Origin of the sequence: Dyella sp. AtDHG13 (genome assembly GCF_003201105.1) — a bacterium.
GTDB classification, from domain to species: Bacteria; Pseudomonadota; Gammaproteobacteria; order Xanthomonadales; family Rhodanobacteraceae; genus Dyella; species Dyella jiangningensis_B.
This window is the reverse complement of record NZ_QICJ01000006.1, coordinates 203038-218281: the sequence shown is the minus strand read 5'-3', so window position 1 is coordinate 218281 and position 15244 is coordinate 203038. Positions and strand designations below refer to the sequence as shown.

Below are 15244 nucleotides of genomic sequence, written 5' to 3'. Positions count from 1 at the left end.
ATGCTTGGTTTAAAACCAGGAATGAGTGACAAGGCGCGAGAAACGAGAGCTTGGCTCTTCTCTCACTTCTCACTCCTCTTCACTCACTTCCCGCTCTAACGGTCGTCGCGGGTCCAGATCTGGCCGTCCACTTCGTGCACGGGGAAGCTGGCGATGGGTTCGTAGGCCGGGGGGCAGGTCACCGCACCTGTGCGCACGTCGAAGCGCGCGCCGTGGCGCGGACATTCCACTTCGAAGCCATGCACCTCGCCGCCAGCCAGTTCGCCGCCGTCATGGCTGCATACGTCCTCGATGGCATAGAGGTCGCCGTCGATGTTGTAGACGGCGATAGCGGTGTCGCCATCCCATACGACCTTGAACTCGCCCGGCAACAGTTCGCTGCGCGTGCCCACGAAGATCCAGTCGGCGAGGTTCATGCGGCCACCTCCACCAGCGACTTGCTCAGGTAGACGAAGCGCAGGTCGTCGCGACGCGGGATGCCGAAGCGTGGCTCTCCATACGGGAAGGCGCCCGTTTCGCCGGTGAGCGCGTAGCCCCGGCGTTCGTACCAGGCGATCAGGTCGGCGCGCTGCTCGATCACGGTCATGCGCATCGCCGGCACCCGCCACGACTCGCGCGCCACACGCTCGGCCTCGGCGAGCAAGGCGCGGCCCAGGCCGCCCATCTGCCGTTCCGGATCGACGGCGAACATGCCGAAATAGCCGTTGCCGTGCTGTCGCTCGATATGGCAGCAGGCCAGCAGCATGCCGTCGCGCTCGGCCAGCAGCACGAGGCTGTCCGCGCGCGCGATCAGTTCCGACACGCTCTCGGCGTCGGTGCGTTGTCCGTCCAGCAGATGGGTTTCGGTGGTCCAGCCGCGCAGGCCGGATTCACCGCGATAGGCCGACTCGACCAGGGCGACGATGGCGGGCACGTCGGCGGCGTTCGCGGCCCGATAAAGGAGAGAAGACGGTGTGGACATCGGGCCATGATACCGCTCCACCCTTCGTCGCGCCGCACAATGACCTTCGACACTGTCGGCAGACTGACGCCGCTCCCTAGCCTGAGCCTGGGGCCGCGTGCCCTGTGTAGACGACTGGGTGCGCGCGGCGCATCCCTTTTGGGAGATTCCATGAAGAACCGCATTATGAAACCGCTCGCGCTGGCCGTGGGCATGGGCTTGTGCACCGCCGCGCTGGCCGCGCCCTCCGGCTCCTTCGACATCAAGGAGCTGGATACGAGCAAGAACGTCTGCAACGACTTCAACGGCTTCGTCAATGCGAAGTGGCTCGCCGCCAACCCCATTCCCGCCGACCGCACGCGCTGGGGTTCGTTCGACGCGCTGCGCAAGGACAGCCTGAACGTGCAGCACGGCATCGTGGACGCGGCGGCCGCCAACGCCGCCAAGGCGGCGCCCGGCTCCATCGAACAGAAGATCGGCTACTTCTACGCCTCCGGCATGGACGAGGCGGCCATCGACAAGGCCGGCTTCGATCCGATCAAGCCGGAGCTGGCACGCATCGACGGCCTGAAGAACACCAGGGATGTCGTCGCCTACATCACCGAGAGCTATGCCAAGGGGCACCCCGTCGCGTTCCGTTTCTACGGCAACGCCGACTTCAAGGATTCCACCCGGCAGATCGCCTACGCCAACCAGGGCGGCCTGGGCCTGCCGACGGCGGATTACTACAGCAAGCCGGACTTCGAAAAAATCCGCGCCGCCTATGTGGCCCATATCGCCCGCACGCTCCAGCTGGTTGGCGTGAGCGAAGCGGATGCGCAGCAGCAGGCCAAGACCGTGATGGCGATGGAAACCCGCCTCGCCTCCGCCTCGCTGGTGCCCACCGAACTGCGCCAGCCGGAGAACCGCTACCACTACGTCAGCATCACCGATGCCGACAAGGTGACGCCGAACTTCGAATGGGCGGCGTTCTTCAAGGCGCAGGGTGCGGACGTGAAGGACGGCTTCTCGCTCTCGCAGCCGAAGTTCTTCGCCGAGTTCGACAAGATGCTCACCGACGTGCCGGCCAGCGACTGGCAGGCATACCTGCGCTTCCACGCCGTCGACGCGGCATCGCCGTACCTGTCCAAGCCGTTCCAAGAGGAAGACTTCACCTTCAACGCGCAGACGCTCAACGGCCAGAAGGAAATGAAGCCACGCTGGGAGCGCACGCTGGGCAGCGTCGAGGAAGGCATGGGCATGGCGCTGGGCCAGCTCTATGTCGCCAAGGCCTTCTCACCCGAATCCAAGACGCGCGCGCTGGCGCTGGTGAACGACCTACGCGCCGCCTACAAGTCGCGCATCGAGAACCTGCCGTGGATGAGCGACGCCACCAAGAAGAAGGCGCTGGAGAAGTGGGCCACGTTCACCCCCAAGATCGGCTATCCGGACAAGTGGCGCGACTGGACCGGCCTCACCATCAAGTCCACCAACAGCTACTTCGACAACGTGCAGGCCGCCGACCAGTTCAACTACGCCTACATGGTGGGCAAGATCGGCAAGCCGGTGGATCGCACCGAATGGGGCATGACGCCGCAGACGGTCAACGCGTACTACAACTCGCTGAAGAACGAGATCGTGTTCCCCGCCGCCATCCTGCAGCGGCCGTTCTTCGACGCCAAGGCGGATGACGCGCTGAACTATGGCGGCATCGGCGCGGTGATCGGGCACGAAATGGGCCACGGCTACGACGACCAGGGCAGCAAGTTCGACGCTCAGGGCAACAACGTGAACTGGTGGACCGACGAAGACCGCAAGGCCTTCGAAGCGCGCACCGACCTGCTCGCCGACCAGTTCAACCACTACGAGGCGCTGCCGGGCAAGTTCGTCAACGGCAAGCTGACCATGGGCGAGAACATCGGCGACCTCGGCGGCCTCAACGCCGCCTACGACGCACTGCAGATGGCGCTGGCCCGCAACCCGGCCGAGGCAAAGAAGAAGATCGACGGCTACACGCAGGATCAGCGCTTCTTCCTCAACTGGGGCCGCGTGTGGCGCGGCAGCATCCGCCCCGAAGCCCAGCTCACCCTGCTCAACACCGATCCGCACGCGCCGGCGCAGTTCCGCGCCATCGGCGCGCCGTCGAACATGCCGGCGTTCGCGCAGGCATTCCAGTGCAAGGCGGGCGACGCCATGGTGCGCCCGGCGGACAAGCAGGTGAAGATCTGGTAACCGCGGGCAACATCGTTTCGACGTGACAAGGAAAAGCCCGCGAGCGCCATGCTCGCGGGCTTTTCTATTTGCTACGCTCATCGGCCGCCCGAAACGCCACCCGCAAGGTTTTCAAGGCGACTTACTGCCCGGATGGACTTACGCCGATGCGAGACGTTGCAGACGCTTCCGGGCTGCTGTCGCCGCAGTGCGCGGCTATAGTCAGGCCACTCCACACTTCGCGGGATGTGCCATGAAAACCCTCGCCACTGCCCTGCTCGCGCTCGCCCTGTCGGCATGCGCCACGTCGACACCCAGCACGCACGATCAACCGCCGTCGTCCATCGGCATGGCCAATCCGGCCTCGGTGGCCTGCGTGAACCAGGGCGGCAAGCTGGATCTGCGCAAGGATGCGGCGGGCAACGTCAATGGCATCTGCGTGTTCCCCGATGGCAGGCAGTGCGAGGAATGGGCGCTGTTCCGCGATCACCAGTGCGTGATGCCCGCCACGAAGCCGTAACGCAAGCGCGTTACGGCTTCAGGCGCTGCAGCGCGGCGAACGTGCGGTCGATGTCGTCCATGGTCGTGCGCCAGTTGCAGATCGCTGCACGGAGAATAGGCTGGCCATGCAGCGATGACGGTGACACGTAGGCCGTGCCGTCGGCATGCAGCGCCTTCTGCATGCGCGCAACCACTGCGGCGTCGGCGCCGGCCGGTGCGAAGCACACCACGTTGAGGCGTACCGGGGCGGCCAGGCGCCAGCGCGGATCGCCAGCGATCAACTCGCCCAGGCGCTGCGCCGCCGCGCAGTTGCGTTCCACCATCTCCGCATAGCCTTCGCGGCCGTAGGCCTGCAGCGTCATCCACAGGGGAAGCGCGCGGAAGCGCCGCGAGTTCTCCGGTGCGAGATGCAGGAAGTGATCCGGCACCGCTTCGGGCGCGGGCAGGTAGGCGGATTGGTTCTGGAACACTTCCAGTTGCAGCGGCAGGTGCGCGGTATAGGCGATGGCGCAGTCGTAGGGCACGTTGAGCCACTTGTGCGCATCCACGGTTACCGAATCCGCGGCCTCGATGCCGTCCATCAGCGCGCGCCGTGATGGCGATGCCGCGGCCACGCCGCCAAAGGCCGCGTCGACGTGCAGCCAGAAGCGATGCTTCTGCTTGAGTTCCGCCAGAGCGGCAAGGTCATCGTAATCGACCGTGTTCACGGTGCCTGCACTGGCCACCACGATGCTCGGCTGCTCGCCCCGCTCGTGCAACAGCCGCGCGAGCGCATCCACATCGAAAGCCTCGCGCCCCGCCTGCTGGGGAAGTGCATGGATGGACTGGCGGCCAAGCCCGGCCATGCTCAGCGCCTTGAACGTGCTCGAATGCGCGCTGCCCGCGAACACCGGCACCGGCGGCAAGCCGTGCAGCCCTTCCGCCGCGACGTCGCGGCCGTAGTGATGCCCCACCCACTGCCGCGCCAACGCCATGCCGACGTAATTGGCCATGGTGGCGCCGGTGACGCAGGTACCCGTCCACGCGGAAGGCCAGCCCAGCAACTGCCGCAGCATGTCCACAGCCTGCAGTTCGATCAGCGACGCACAGGTGTCGCCGTTGCGCTGCGTGTTCTGGTCGTACGTGCTGACCAGCCAGTCCGCCGCGAGCGCCGCGGGCGTGCCGCCGCCGGTCACGAAGCCGAAGTAGCGTGCGCCGGGACTGCCCGACAGCATCGCGTCGTAGTCCCGATGGAATTGCTCCAGGGCGGCGAGTGCGCCCACGCCCTGTTCGGGCAGCGCGATATGCGCCGATACGCCGGGCGGCAGACTGGCCGCCGCGGGACGCGTGTCGAGCCCTTCAAGATAGGCGCCGGCCAGTTCGCGTGCGCGATCGAGGATGGCGTCCAGCGCGGCGAAGTCATGCTTCAGGTGTGCGTGCATGCGATTCCTTCATCGGGGATGGCTTCCATGCCTTCACACTGCGCGCCGCACCTGTTCGCCGGCTTTCACATCAGCAGCTTGCGTACCTTGAGCAGCGCGGTGATGAAGGCATCCACTTCCTCGCGCGTGTTGTAGAACGCGAGCGAGGCACGCAGTGTGGCCGGCACCTTGAAGAACTGCATCAGCGGATGCGCGCAATGGTGGCCGGAGCGCACCGCCACGCCTTGCAGGTCCAGCAGCGTGGCGAGGTCGGTCGCCTGCGCGCCTTCGATCAGGAAGGAAACCACCGGCTCCTTCTCGCGCGCCTCGCCGAACAGGCGCAGGCCCGGAATGTCGCGCAGGCGCTCGGTCAGATACGCGAGCAACTGCTGCTCCCACGCATGGATGGCGTCGAAGCCGATCGAATCGTAGTAGTCGATGGCCGCGCCCACGCCGGCAAAGCCCGCGATGTTCGGCGTGCCCGCCTCGAACTTGTGCGGCGGCGCGGCGAAGGTGGTGCCGGAGAAGCTCACCTCACGGATCATCTCGCCGCCACCGAAGAACGGCGGCATGGCTTCCAGATGTTCCTTGCGCGCCCACAACCCGCCGGTGCCCGTGGGCGACAGCATCTTGTGCCCGGTGAAGGCGTAGAAGTCGCAGCCAATGGCCTGCACGTCCACCGGCCGATGCGGCACGGCCTGCGAGCCATCCACTACCAGCGGGATGCCGCGCTTGCGGCATTCGCGGGCGATCTCGCGCACCGGGTTGACCGTGCCCAGCACGTTGGACACGTGAGTGACGCAGGCCAGCTTCACGTCGGGCGTGAGCATCTCGAAATACTTGTCGAGGATCAGCTCGCCGCGGTCGTCGATGGGCGCGGCCTTCACCGTGGCGCCTGTGCGCGAGGCCACGATCTGCCACGGCACGATGTTGGCGTGGTGCTCCATCACGGTGGTGAGGATGCTGTCGCCTTCCTTCAGCCGCGGCATCGCGAAGCTGTAGGCAATCAGGTTCATCGCCTGCGTGGTGCCCGAGGTGAGGATCACCTCGTTGCGCGAGGTCGCGTTGATGAAGCGCGCCAGCTTGTCGCGGGAGCCTTCATAGGCCGCCGTGGCTTCCTCGCCGAGCAGGTGTACCGCGCGCGACACGTTGGCGTTGCGCAGGCGGTAATGCTGGTCCACCGCCTCGATCACGCTCAACGGTTTCTGGCTGGTGTTGGCGTTGTCGAAATAGATCAGCGGCTTGTCGTGCACGGTGCGTGACAGCAGCGGGAAATCGGCGCGAACGCGCTGCACGTCGAAAACAGTCGGGCTCGGGCGGGTCTGTGCGTTCATCGTGATCCTTTCGCCAGTGTGCTGTCGGCCGCCGCTCAGGCGGAGGGCAGGTGCGTCATCAGCTGGTTGTTGATGTGCTCGCGCAGGCCGTCATCCGCCAGGCCGTCGAACACGGCGCGGCAGAAGGCGGCGGTGAGCATGGCGCGGGCTTCCGCCAGCGGGATGCCGCGCGAGCGCAGGTAGAACAGCGAGCGCTCATCGAGCTGGCCGACAGTGGCGCCGTGCGCGGCCTTCACTTCGTCCGCGTAGATTTCCAGCTCGGGCTTGGTGTCGATCTCGGCCTGGCCGGAGAGCAGGAGGTTCTTGCTGCTGAGGCTGGCGTCGCTGCCGTCCGCGCCCTCGGCCACCACGATGGCGCCGCGGAACACACCGCGCGAACGCTCGTCGGCCACGCCGCGCCACACGGATTCCGATGCCGTGTTCAAGGCCTGGTGGCGGATCGACATCTGCGTATCGACATGCTGCCGGCCGCGCAGCGCAAACACGCCGCGCGTATCCAGGCGGGAGCGGTCGCCCGCCAGCACGGCGTGCAGATCGTGACGCACCAGCGAGCCGCCCAGCTCCATCACGTACATCGCCGCATGGGCGTCGGCATCCAGGTGGACACTGTCATGACGCACCAGCGCACTGCCTTCCGAGGCATGCTGCAGCGTCACGTGGCGCAGCGTCGCGCCCTTGCGCAACACGATGTCGGCCACCTGCGTGCCCAGGTCCTGATGCGCGCCCAGCGACACATGCTGCTCGACCAGCGAAAGCTCCGCGCCTTCGCCCAGTTCCACCACGTGCCGCACGTGCCATGCCAGCGCACCCTCAGCCGGCGCGCCGATAAACAGCAAGCGCACAGGTTGGTCGACCCGCGCTCCCGCCGCCACGCGCAGCACCACGCCGTCACCGGCAAGCGCCGCATTGAGGCGGGCGAAGACGTCGCCGCCCTCGCGGTAATGACGCGACAGCGCGAAGCGCAGCGGCTCCGCATCGCCCTGCAGCGCCTGCGACAGCGGCTGCAGGCTCAGGCCTGCTGGCAGGTGATCCACCTGCGAAAGATCCGCGCGGAACACGCCGTTGACGAAGACCAGCGAAGGACCCTCGATGCCCGGCAAGGCAAAGCCCGCCACGTCGACGGGACGCGTCGCCGCTGTCGCGTCGCCCGCAGCGAAACGTCGCTGGCCGAGCGCGCGGAGCGCGGTGTACTTCCAGGCTTCCGTGCGCGTGTCGGGCAGACCACCAGCGGCGAACGCCTGGAGGTTCTCGCGGCGCGCGGCATCCAGCCAGCCGATGCCCGTGCCGGGCAGCTGCACCTGCGCGGCGGCCTCCAGCAGGGAATCGACGAATGGGGTGCGCTGCGGCTCGCTCATGCCGAGGCTCCGGTCAGCGCGGGATCCTTGTCGTTCACCCAGGAGTAGCCCTGCTCTTCCAGCTTCAGCGCCAGCGTCTTGTCGCCGCTCTGCACGATGCGGCCATCGGCTAGCACGTGCACGAAATCCGGCTCGATGTAGTCGAGCAGGCGCTGGTAATGCGTAATGACGAGGAAGCCGCGCTCGGCCGAACGCAGCGCGTTCACGCCCTGCGCGACCTGCTTGAGCGCGTCGATGTCCAGGCCCGAATCGGTCTCGTCGAGGATGGCCAGCTTCGGTTCCAGCACGGCCATCTGGAAGATCTCGTTGCGCTTCTTCTCGCCGCCCGAGAAACCCTCGTTCACGGCGCGATGCAGCAGCTCGTCGGAGATCTGCATGATCTTCAGCTTCTCGCGCACCAGCTTGAGGAACTGCATGGAATCGAGCTCCTTCTCGCCACGCTGCTTGCGCTGCGCGTTGAGCGCGGCGCGCAGGAAGTAGGTGTTGTTCACGCCGGGGATTTCCACCGGGTACTGGAAGGCCAGGAACACGCCGGCCGCGGCGCGCTCTTCCGGTTCCAGCGCCAGCAGGTCGACGCCATTGAACGTCACCGTACCTGCGGTCACTTCATAGCCGTCGCGGCCCGAGAGCACGTTGCCCAGCGTGGACTTGCCGGCGCCGTTGGGGCCCATGATCGCGTGCACCTCGCCCGGGTTCACGGTGAGCGTGAGGCCCTTGAGGATGTCCTTGCCCTCGACGCGGGCGTGCAGGTTCTCGATCTTCAGCATGTTGGCTACTCGGTGGTATCAGGCGTGGCCGGCGTCGCCACGGCGACGGAGCACGACGTAGGTGAAAGCTTGTTCGTTGCCCGACGGCGTGCGATGCACATCGCGGCTGTGGGCAACGGGTTCGAATTCGGAGGCAAACATCGCGGCGAGCGACGAAGCGTCGTAACGCGCCACGGGCAGGCCGCTGCAGCGTTTCGGGCCATCGGCCGCGAAGGTTCCGATGACGGCATGGCCGCCGGGGCGCACCGCATGCGCCATGGCCGCAGCGTAACGCGCGCGGTCTTCGGCATCGACAAGGAAGTGGAACACCGCACGGTCGTGCCACAGCGCGTAATGCGCGGCCGGCAACGCGACTTCGGTGACGTCGCCCGTCATCCAGTGCACGCGGCCGGCATGCTCGCCGAGCCGCTGTTTCGTTTCATCCAGCGCAACGGCGGAAAGATCCATCACGCCGATATCGCTGAAACCGCGCGCAAGCAGGTCCTCGGCCAGGGTGGAGCGGCCGCCGCCCACGTCCAGCACGGGCGCCTGGCGCGGCAGGTCCAGCGCATCGATCAGGCGCAGCGACTCGTCGAGATGCGGGCGGAACCAGCTGGTCTTCGCCTCGTCTTTCCCGCTGTAGACCGCGTCCCAATGCGATGAACGCACGGCACTCATCCCACTGCACCTTCCAGCGACACTTCGAGCAGCTTCTTCGCTTCCACCGCGAACTCCATCGGCAGTTCGCGGAAAACCTGCTTGCAGAAGCCGTCGACGATCATCGACACGGCGTCTTCCTCGCCGATGCCGCGGCTGCGGCAGTAGAACAGCTGGTCGTCGGAAATCTTCGAGGTGGTGGCCTCGTGCTCGACGATGGCGGTGGGGTTTTTCACTTCCATGTACGGGAAAGTGTGCGCACCGCACTTCTTGCCAATCAGCAGGCTGTCGCACTGGGTGTAGTTGCGCGCGCCCTCGGCGCCCTTCTCCACCTTCACCAGGCCGCGATAGCTGTTGCTGCTGCGGCCGGCGCTGATGCCCTTGGAGACGATCTTGGACTTCGTCCCCTTGCCGATGTGGATCATCTTGGTGCCGGTATCGGCCTGCTGGCGATGATGCGTCAGCGCGACGGAATAGAACTCGCCCACCGAGCGGTCGCCGCGCAGCACGCAACTGGGGTATTTCCAGGTGATGGCCGAGCCGGTTTCCACCTGCGTCCAGGAAATCTTGGAGTCGTCGCCGCGGCAATCGCCGCGCTTGGTCACGAAGTTGTAGATGCCGCCGACGCCGTTCTCGTCGCCCGGATACCAGTTCTGCACGGTGGAATACTTGATCTGCGCCTTTTCCAGCGCGACCAGTTCCACCACGGCCGCGTGCAGCTGATTCTCGTCGCGCATGGGCGCGGTGCAGCCTTCCAGGTACGACACGTAGGCGCCTTCCTCGCACACGATCAGCGTGCGCTCGAACTGCCCGGTATTGATCGCATTGATGCGGAAGTAGGTGGACAGCTCCATCGGGCAGCGCACGCCCTTGGGGATGAACACGAACGAGCCGTCGGAGAACACGGCGGAGTTCAGCGCGGCGAAGTAGTTGTCGCCCACCGGCACCACGCTGCCGAGGTACTGCTGCACCAGTTCGGGATGTTCGCGGATCGCCTCGCTCATGGAGCAGAAGATCACGCCGGCCTCGGCCAGTTCCTTGCGGAAGGTGGTGCCCACCGACACCGAGTCGAACACGGCATCCACCGCCACGCCGGCGAGCTTGGCGCGCTCGTGCAGCGGCACGCCGAGCTTGTCGTAGGTTTCCAGCAGCTTGGGGTCCACCTCGTCCAGCGACTTGGGTGCGGATTTCGGCGCGGCGTAATAGCTGATGGCCTGGTAGTCGATGGGCGAGAGGTTGAGCTTGGCCCAGTCGGGCGTGGGCATGGTGAGCCAGTGGCGATAGGCCTTCACGCGCCATTCGGTCATCCATTCGGGCTCTTTCTTGAGCGCGGAAAGCTGGCGCACGATGTCTTCGGACAGGCCGGCCGGCAGGTATTCGGTCTCGATGTCCGTGCTGAAACCGGCTTCGTAGCGACGACCCAGCGCTTCGGCCACTTCGGCGTTGTCGCGAAGTGTCGTGGCGGAAAGATCACTGCGTTCGGTGGTTTCGGTAGTCATGGCGTTCTTCTGTCGTCGTCGCGTTCGGTCGAGGGATGCGTCGTGTTCATCCGATCGGATGGATATCGATGCGGCGACTGGGTGGTTTGAGCATGTCGGACAGGCTGACGGCGCGCAGCGCGCTGTCCACGACGCTGTTGACGTGTTGCCAGTTGGCGCGCACGCCGCATTGCGACTCGCGCTCGCACTGGCCTTCGGCGAGGCTGCATTCGGTCATGCCGATGGGGCCTTCCAGCGCTTCGACGATCTGCGCCAGGGTAATCTCCCCGGCCGGCCGCGCCAGGCGGTAGCCGCCGTTGACGCCGCGGAAGGATTCGACCAGCCCCGCATGCCCCAGCGACTTGAGCAGCTTGCTCACGGTGGGCAGTTCCAGGCGCGTCTCATCGGCGATCTGCGCCGTGCTGAGCACGTCGTCCGGGTGGGCAGTTCCAGGCGCGTCTCATCGGCGATCTGCGCCGTGCTGAGCACGTCGTCCGGGTGGGCGGCGATGCAGGTCATCACCACCGTGGCGTAGTCGGTGAGTCGGCTGACGCGGAGCATGGGGATATCGGCCAGGGGACTGCGGGAATCGGTACCAAAATGGTACTGATTAATGACCTGGGGGTCAAACCGCGGCGATGCACCAAAAGCGGGAATCCGTCTGGCCGCGATGCGCTGTTTGCGGGCAATCTCGCGGGGCGCGGGGGCGCCCTCGCCGTCTTCCCTGCGCAGGCGGGGATCCAGCGCCTTTCGCAACCCATTGAAGTCACTGGATTCCCGCCTGCGCGGGAATGACGGTGAGGGGTGCCAGACCGAGCGGGAGTCCCCATGGCACGCATCCTGCTGCACCGCGACATATCGACCGCTCGGGGAGCGCTGGGGATGAAGTGGATTACGGCCATCATCAAGCCGTTCACGCTGGACGACGTTCGCCAGGCGCTGACGGAGGTGGGCGTGACGGGCATGACCGTCACCGAGGTGAAGGGGTTTGGCCGCCAGCACGGGCACACCGAGCTCTACCGGGGCGCCGAGTACGTGGTGGATTTCCTGCCCAAGCTGAAGCTGGAGGTGGCGGTGGCGGACGAGCAACTGGACCGCGCCGTGGAAGCCATCATCGGTGCCGCCCGCACCGGCAAGATCGGCGACGGCAAGGTGTTCGTGAGCGAGCTGGAGCAGGCCATCCGCATTCGCACGCAGGAGGTCGACGTCGATGCCTTGTAAGCAGGGAATAGGGAATCGGGAATCGGGAATCGGAATGGCGCGCACGCTGGCGCGGCTCGGGTTCGTGGGCGCGGGCGTACTGGCAAGCATGCCTGCCTGGGCGCAGGCCGCCGCCCCCACGCATATCGACAGCGGCGACACCGCGTGGATGCTCACGGCCACCGCGCTCGTGCTGCTGATGACCATTCCCGGCCTGGCGCTGTTCTACGGCGGCATGGTGCGCGCGAAGAATCTGCTGTCGGTGCTGATGCAGTGTTTCGCCATCACCGCGCTGGTGTCGGTGCTGTGGATGCTCTACGGCTACTCGCTCGCCTTCAGCACCGAGGGCATGCAGGCGCACGTGACCAACCTGCACTCGTTCATCGGCGGACTGGATCGCGGCTTTCTCGCCGGGCTGACGCCGGACTCGCGCTACCAGACGGTGCCGGAAAGCGTGTTCGTGATGTTCCAGCTCACCTTCGCCATCATCACGCCCGCGCTGATCATCGGCGCCTTCGCCGAGCGCATGAAATTCAGCGCGCTGCTGTGGTTCAGCGGGCTGTGGCTGACCATCGTCTACCTGCCGGTGGCGCACATGGTGTGGAGCGGACCAGGCTCCTTCCTCGGTGATCTGGGCGTACTCGATTTCGCCGGCGGCACCGTGGTGCACATCAACGCCGGCATCGCAGGCCTGGTGGCGTGCCTGGTGATCGGCAAGCGCCGCGGCTATCCCAACGTGCCGATGCCGCCGCACAACCTGGGCTATACCGTGATGGGCGCCAGCCTGTTGTGGCTGGGCTGGTTCGGTTTCAACGCGGGCTCCGCCGTCGCGGCGAACGGCAGTGCCGGCATGGCGATGCTGGCGACGCAGGTGGCCACGGCCGCCGCCGCGCTGGGCTGGCTGTTCGTCGAGTGGATAGTGCATGGGCGCCCCAGCGTGCTGGGCATCGTCTCCGGCGCCGTGGCCGGCCTCGTCGCGGTCACGCCGGCGGCCGGCACCGCCGGGCCGGGCGGCGCGTTGGTGCTGGGCCTAATCGCGGGCGTGATCTGCTTCTTCAGCGCCACACGGCTCAAGCACAAGCTCGGCTATGACGATTCGCTGGACGTGTTCGGCGTGCATGCCGTCGCCGGCATCGTCGGCGCCCTGCTCACCGGCCCGCTGGCATCGCCTAAGCTGGGCGGCTTCGGCACGGTGGAATCGCTGGGGGGCCAGCTGTGGATCCAGGCCAAGGGCGTGGGCTTCACGGTGGTGTGGAGCGCGGTGCTGAGCCTGCTGATCCTCAAGCTGATCGACTGGACGCTGGGACTGCGCGTGGACGACGAGCAGGAGCAGATCGGCCTGGATATTTCGCTGCACGAAGAGAAGGCCTACAACCTCTCGTAATAGCTTTTCATGGCCCCTCTCTCCCCTGTCTGGGGAGGCGGATGCGGAGAGAGGGGCCGCCTTTTGCCAGCGCTATGCGCCTACAGTTCGCGCGCCGCTGCCGCTAAGCTGCACGGCAACGCCCTTTGCCGCATGCCATGACCACCGCTTCCGAACGCGCCGCCGCACGACTGGCCTGGACCCGCGCCACCCTGGGTGACGCCACGCTTGAACTCGCACCGGCGTCCTCCGATGCCAGCTTCCGCAGTTACTGGCGCGTGGAGCGCGGCGGCAAGAGCTGGATCGTGATGGATTCGCCCCCGGCGCAGGAAGATCCGCGTCCATGGGTACGCATCGGCGAACGCCTCGCCGCCGCCGGCATCCACGTGCCCAAGGTGTACGCCAGCGATCTCGACCAGGGCTTCCTGCTGATCGAGGACCTGGGCCATCGCCTCTATCTGCCGCGCCTGAACGACGAGACGTTCGACTCCCTGTACAGCGACGCGATGGATGCGCTGCTGCTCATGCAGACGCGCGTGGAGCACGCCGACCTGCCACCGTTCGATCACGCCATGCTGGTGAAAGGCCTGGAGGTGATGCCGGAATGGTTCCTGCAGCGGCACCTGGGCTACACGCCCACCTGTGGCGACTGGGACGTGCTGGAGGCGGCGTTCACCACCATCATCCACAACGCGCTGGAGCAGCCGCGCTGCTTTGTGCACCGCGATTACCACAGCCGCAACCTGCTCATCGTGGACCACAACACCCCCGGCGTCATCGACTTCCAGGGCGCGCTGTCGGGCCCCATCACCTACGACCTGGCATCGCTGCTGCGCGACGCCTATGTGGTCTGGCCGCGCGAATGGGTGGAACGCTGGGTGGAACGCTATCGCTGGATGCTGCGGCGCGCCGGCGTGATCGATGCCTCCACGACCAGCAAGCAATTCCTGCGCTGGTTCGACCTCACCGGCCTGCATCGCCACGTGCGCGTGCTCGGCCAGTTCTATCGCCTGTGGTATCGCGATGGAAAGCCGGGTTATCTCGCTGACGTGCCGCGTGTCTACGACTACATCATCCAGGTCGCGGGCAGTTATCCGGAGCTGGCCGATTTCGTCGCATTGCTGAAGCGCCATGCGGAAGGCCGCGATCTGACGCAGGTTCGCGCATGAGGCACGCCCTGGTCTTCGCCGCCGGCCTGGGCGAGCGCATGCGTCCGCTCACCAACCACACGCCCAAGCCCTTGCTGAAGGTGGGCGGCAAGGCGCTGATCGAATGGCACCTGGAAAAACTCGCCGCCATCGACGTGCGCTACGTGGTGATCAACACCTCGCACCTCGCCGAGCAGTTTCCCGAAGCGCTGGGCGACGGCTCGCGCTGGGGCATGCGCATCCGCTACGCGTATGAAGGCCCCACGCCGCTGGAAACCGGCGGCGGCATGCTCAATGCGCTGAGCCTGCTGGGGCCGGAGCCCTTCATCGTCATCAGCGGCGACGTGTGGACCGATGCCCCGTTTGCCACCCTGCCCGTCGAGCCGGCCGGCGCGGCGCATCTGCTGCTGGTGGACAACCCGCCGCATCATCCCGATGGCGACTTCAGCCTCGATGCGCAAGGCCTGATCCAGGACGACGGCGCACCACGCCTCACCTATAGCGGCATCGGCGTATTTCGCCGCGAACTGCTCGACGGGTGGCGGGACGTCATCCACGATGCCGGAGCGCAGCAGAAGCCGCCTCGCTTCAAGCTGAGGCCATTGCTCGAACGCGCCATTGCCCGCCAGCAGCTCAGCGGCAGCCACTACCGTGGCGCATGGGCCGATGTGGGCACGCCCGAGCGGCTGCGCGAACTCGACGAACATCTACGCCGTTGAGAGCCTGCTCAAAGTTTTCCCTCAACGTCTTGTACCCCTCGCCGTCATTCCCGCGAAAGCGGGAATCCAGCGTCTTTCGCTTTGGCACTCAGCGCTAAAAGGCACTGGATTCCCGCTTTCGCGGGAATGACGGTGAGGATACCCGGGGCTTGCAGGCAGCCGGCTGAAAGGTCGCCCGCGCAAAATCCTGCCGGATTGGATGCCGCCGGGCGC

General features: G+C 66.3%; 14 protein-coding genes and 1 pseudogene. 6 read left to right on the top strand and 9 right to left on the bottom strand.

The genetic code is table 11. The features are described from left to right. Positions 1–95 precede the first annotated feature (95 nt). A complete protein-coding gene (locus BDW41_RS12325; RefSeq protein ID WP_074547757.1) occupies positions 96–416 on the bottom strand; it encodes a non-heme iron oxygenase ferredoxin subunit in 321 nt (106 codons plus the stop codon). Next, positions 413–961: a GNAT family N-acetyltransferase gene (locus BDW41_RS12320; protein ID WP_074547758.1), complete on the bottom strand. Its 549-nt coding sequence runs from the start codon at positions 959–961 to the stop codon at positions 413–415. Before BDW41_RS12320 ends, BDW41_RS12325 begins: the two co-directional genes overlap by 4 nt. Positions 962–1111: 150 nt before the next feature. On the opposite strand from BDW41_RS12320, the gene BDW41_RS12315 reads away from it, so the two are divergent. Both BDW41_RS12315 and BDW41_RS12310 read left to right on the top strand, forming a co-directional pair. Further along, complete coding sequence (locus BDW41_RS12315) at positions 1112–3151, top strand: M13-type metalloendopeptidase (RefSeq protein WP_083337599.1); 2040 nt, start codon at positions 1112–1114, stop codon at positions 3149–3151. A 232-nt stretch (positions 3152–3383) separates the two neighbouring features. After that, positions 3384–3650, top strand: coding sequence for a DUF333 domain-containing protein (locus BDW41_RS12310; RefSeq protein ID WP_074547760.1), 267 nt, complete (start codon positions 3384–3386; stop codon positions 3648–3650). Positions 3651–3660: 10 nt separating this feature from the next. Here BDW41_RS12310 and BDW41_RS12305 read toward each other — a convergent pair whose 3' ends face one another. From BDW41_RS12305 to BDW41_RS12275, 7 genes and pseudogenes are all read right to left on the bottom strand, one after another. Beyond that, positions 3661–5052 (bottom strand): pyridoxal-dependent decarboxylase, encoded by a 1392-nt coding sequence (locus BDW41_RS12305; protein ID WP_074547761.1) that lies wholly within the window; start codon positions 5050–5052, stop codon positions 3661–3663. A gap of 65 nt (positions 5053–5117) precedes the next feature. Beyond that, positions 5118–6365, bottom strand: a complete 1248-nt coding sequence (locus tag BDW41_RS12300; protein ID WP_074547762.1) for a cysteine desulfurase — start codon at positions 6363–6365, stop codon at positions 5118–5120. A 35-nt stretch (positions 6366–6400) separates the two neighbouring features. After that, entirely contained in the window at positions 6401–7720 is a 1320-nt protein-coding gene (sufD, locus tag BDW41_RS12295) for a Fe-S cluster assembly protein SufD (RefSeq protein WP_074547763.1), read from the bottom strand. Next, positions 7717–8487, bottom strand: a complete 771-nt coding sequence (gene sufC / locus BDW41_RS12290; RefSeq protein ID WP_074547764.1) for a Fe-S cluster assembly ATPase SufC — start codon at positions 8485–8487, stop codon at positions 7717–7719. The genes sufD and sufC overlap by 4 nt, the downstream gene beginning before the upstream one ends. Positions 8488–8505: 18 nt before the next feature. Further along, complete coding sequence (locus BDW41_RS12285) at positions 8506–9135, bottom strand: class I SAM-dependent methyltransferase (protein ID WP_074548019.1); 630 nt, start codon at positions 9133–9135, stop codon at positions 8506–8508. Positions 9136–9140: 5 nt separating this feature from the next. Further along, a complete protein-coding gene (gene sufB, locus BDW41_RS12280) occupies positions 9141–10622 on the bottom strand; it encodes a Fe-S cluster assembly protein SufB (RefSeq protein WP_074547765.1) in 1482 nt (493 codons plus the stop codon). A gap of 46 nt (positions 10623–10668) precedes the next feature. Further along, positions 10669–11162, bottom strand: a pseudogene (locus BDW41_RS12275) (SUF system Fe-S cluster assembly regulator). Positions 11163–11483: 321 nt separating this feature from the next. Between BDW41_RS12275 and BDW41_RS12265 the strand changes: the two are divergent. The 4 genes from BDW41_RS12265 to murU all read left to right on the top strand — a co-directional run bounded on the left by BDW41_RS12265 (position 11484) and on the right by murU (position 15031). Then, entirely contained in the window at positions 11484–11822 is a 339-nt protein-coding gene (locus tag BDW41_RS12265; protein WP_074547766.1) for a P-II family nitrogen regulator, read from the top strand. Positions 11823–11856: 34 nt separating this feature from the next. Continuing rightward, entirely contained in the window at positions 11857–13185 is a 1329-nt protein-coding gene (locus tag BDW41_RS12260; RefSeq protein WP_074547767.1) for an ammonium transporter, read from the top strand. A gap of 137 nt (positions 13186–13322) precedes the next feature. Beyond that, on the top strand, positions 13323–14333 hold the full coding sequence (locus BDW41_RS12255; protein ID WP_074548022.1) for a phosphotransferase: 1011 nt from the start codon (positions 13323–13325) through the stop codon (positions 14331–14333). After that, positions 14330–15031: an N-acetylmuramate alpha-1-phosphate uridylyltransferase MurU gene (gene murU, locus BDW41_RS12250; RefSeq protein ID WP_074547768.1), complete on the top strand. Its 702-nt coding sequence runs from the start codon at positions 14330–14332 to the stop codon at positions 15029–15031. The genes BDW41_RS12255 and murU overlap by 4 nt, the downstream gene beginning before the upstream one ends. The last annotated feature ends 213 nt before the right edge of the window (positions 15032–15244 follow it).